Source organism: Limimaricola litoreus (genome assembly GCF_024159025.1).
GTDB lineage: Bacteria > Pseudomonadota > Alphaproteobacteria > Rhodobacterales > Rhodobacteraceae > Limimaricola > Limimaricola litoreus.
On record NZ_JAMYXC010000023.1, the window covers coordinates 1 to 2,631 of the forward strand.

Here is a 2,631-nt window from a genome sequence, read left to right on the forward strand (position 1 = left end):
AGGGGATCTCGTGCAGGCGCGCACTGCGCCGCAAGGCGGCCGTGGCGGCGGCGGTCGATCTCCCAGCGCAGCCGCCGCGCGAACCAGTCCACCGGATAGGCCAGCCCGGCCCGGCGCAGCTCGATCGTCTGGATCGCCAGCCGGTCCTGCCAGCGCAGCGGCGGGCGCTGCGGCAAGGGCGTATCCAGCAGCATCAACTGCGCCACCTCTTCGCCTTGGTCCGTCAACTGCCGCGCCATTTCGAGGGCGATGAGCCCGCCGCCCGAGTAGCCCGCCAGAAGCCACGGCCCGCCCGGATGCACGCAGCGCATCTCGGCCAGGCAATCGCGCGCCGCCGCCTCGAAGCTGCGGTGCGGCGGCACCTCGCCGGTCAGACCGCGCGCCTGCAGGCCCCAGACCGGCCGTTCCGCACCCAGGTGCTGCGCGAGATGGCGCAGGTTCATGACATTGCCGAACATGCCCGCGGAGATGAAGAGCGGGGTCTTTTCGCCCTTCGCCCCGAGCGCGACGAGATGCACGTTCTCTTCGGCCGCCTGCCGCAGGACGGGGCTTGCAGACTGCTCCCCGGGCGCCGCCGCGCCCTCCTCCGGCTCCAGCCGCGCGGCGAGCGCGCGGATCGTCGGCGCCTCGAACAGCGCTGAGATCGGCAGCGCCGTGCCGGTCTCGCGGCGGATCGCCGCGAACAGCCGCACCGCGATCAGCGAATGCCCCCCGAGGTCGAAGAAGCTGTCGTCCGGCCCAACCCGGTCGACCCCGAGCAGCGCCATCCATTGCCCGGCGAGCCAGGCCTGCGCTCTTGTCTCGAACTCCTCCGACAGCGCGACGTCCGGCGCGGATGCCGCTGGCGCCGGGCGGATCGCGCGGGCCGCGGCGATCAGCTCGGGCAGCGGCTGCGCGGTCATCGCGATCTGCGGCAGACCGGCCCGCAGCGCCATCAGGAAGGCCGCGCCGCCCTCCTCGCGGCGGATGCCCTGCCGCCGGGCCTCTTCCAGCGGGTCGGTCCCAGAGGACGTGGCGCCGGGCGCGGCGCGCGTGGTCTGCAACGACAGCCCCGCCGCGAGGCGGCGCAGCTCGAAACCCTCGATCTCGACGCAGACCGCGCCCTCGGGCGTGCAGAGCGTGATGTCGAACCAGGCGACGCCGTCCTCCTGCCGCGCGAGCCGCGCATGGCTCACGATCCGGCCCGGCAGGGGCGCATGAATGCGCATCACCCCGTAGCCCGCGGGCACCCAGAGCTGCCCCGGGTCATAGCCCTCGATGAGGTCGATCGCCCATCCGGTGGCGATATCGAGCAGGCCCGGATGCAGCGGCATGCCGGCGGTCGCCTCGGGCGGCAGCCGCAGCCGGGCCAGCCCCTCGCGCGCGCCGCGTCGCGCCTCGCCCGTGACCTGCCACTGCGCGCCGAAATCAAGATGGTCCTGCTGCGGCAAGACGAGCGGTTCGGACGGCCCCATCCGCGCGGCGATGGCCGCAAGGTCGATGTCGCCGGGGGCGGTTTCGGCCCTGCCGATGCGGCAGGTGGCGACCGGAGCCCAATCCGCCCCCGGCGGCGCGGCCTCGATCTCGACCAGGCCCGGCATGGGCCCCTCCTGCTTCGGGGCGGCATCGCCGCTGCCATTGGCGTGCAGACGCGCGCGCACCCGGGTTTCGCCCCCATCGGGGGTGTGCAGGGGCGCAAGAAAGCGCAGATCGCGGATCTCGAACGGCCCAAAGCCCTCCGGCCCGGCCAGCTCGGCCATCATCTCGGCATATCCCGTGCCGGGCAAAAGCGCCTCGCCCGCCCGCGTGCGGTGCTGGTCGAGGAACCAGCGCGTCGCGGGGCTCCAGCGCGCGCTCAGCATGATCTTATCCCCCGTCTCGCGGTGATCGAACATCGCGCCCGGATCGGGCTGCGCCTTGGGGGCAAGCGTTGGCGGCGCGGTAGAGCCGCTGCCCCCCGTGGCCGTCATGCCCGTGTCCGCCCAGATGCCCCAATCGATCGCCACGACCCGCGTGGCCCCGCCCGCGTGCGATTGCGCATAGGCGTCGAGCGCGGCGTTGGCGGCGACGTAATCGGCCTGCCCCGCGGGGGTGGTCCAGCCTGAGCTCGAGGCGCAGAGCGCCATCCAGTCGAGGCGCCTGTCGGGAAACAGCGCGTCGAGCACCATCAGCCCCTGCAGCTTGGGCGCAAGAACCGCCTCGGCCGCCGCCGGATCGCGGCCCAGCACCGGCGCATCATCGAGCCGCCCGGCGGCATGGATCACGCCGCTGAGCGGCCCCAGCGCGGCGGTCGCCTGCGCGACGGCCCGGCGCATCTGTTCGAGGTCGGTCACATCGGCGCGCAGCACCAAGACCCGCCCGCCCAGCGCCTCGAGCCGCAGCACGGCGCGGATCAGGCGTAGCTGCCCCTCTTCGCCCCCCGCGGCGACGAGGCCCTCCCATGCCTCCCGCGGCGGCAGCCCGTGGCGCGAGACAAGCGCCACCGGGGCCTGCGCCTCGCGGATCAGCGTCTCGGCCAGCGTCAGGCCGATGCCGCCCAGACCGCCGGTGATCATCACCGCGCCGCCATGTTCGGGGCAGGCCTCGACCATCTCCGACAGCGGCCGGACGATCTCGTCCTTGTAGGCGGTGAGGTTGCCGAAAGCGGGCGGG

The 2,631-nt window shown here is 73.8% G+C and carries 1 protein-coding gene; it reads right to left on the reverse strand.

From position 1 onward, the window contains the following. On the reverse strand, nt 1-2,631 hold a 2,631-nt coding region (locus tag NHG85_RS01350; protein WP_253329070.1), incomplete at both ends, for an SDR family NAD(P)-dependent oxidoreductase.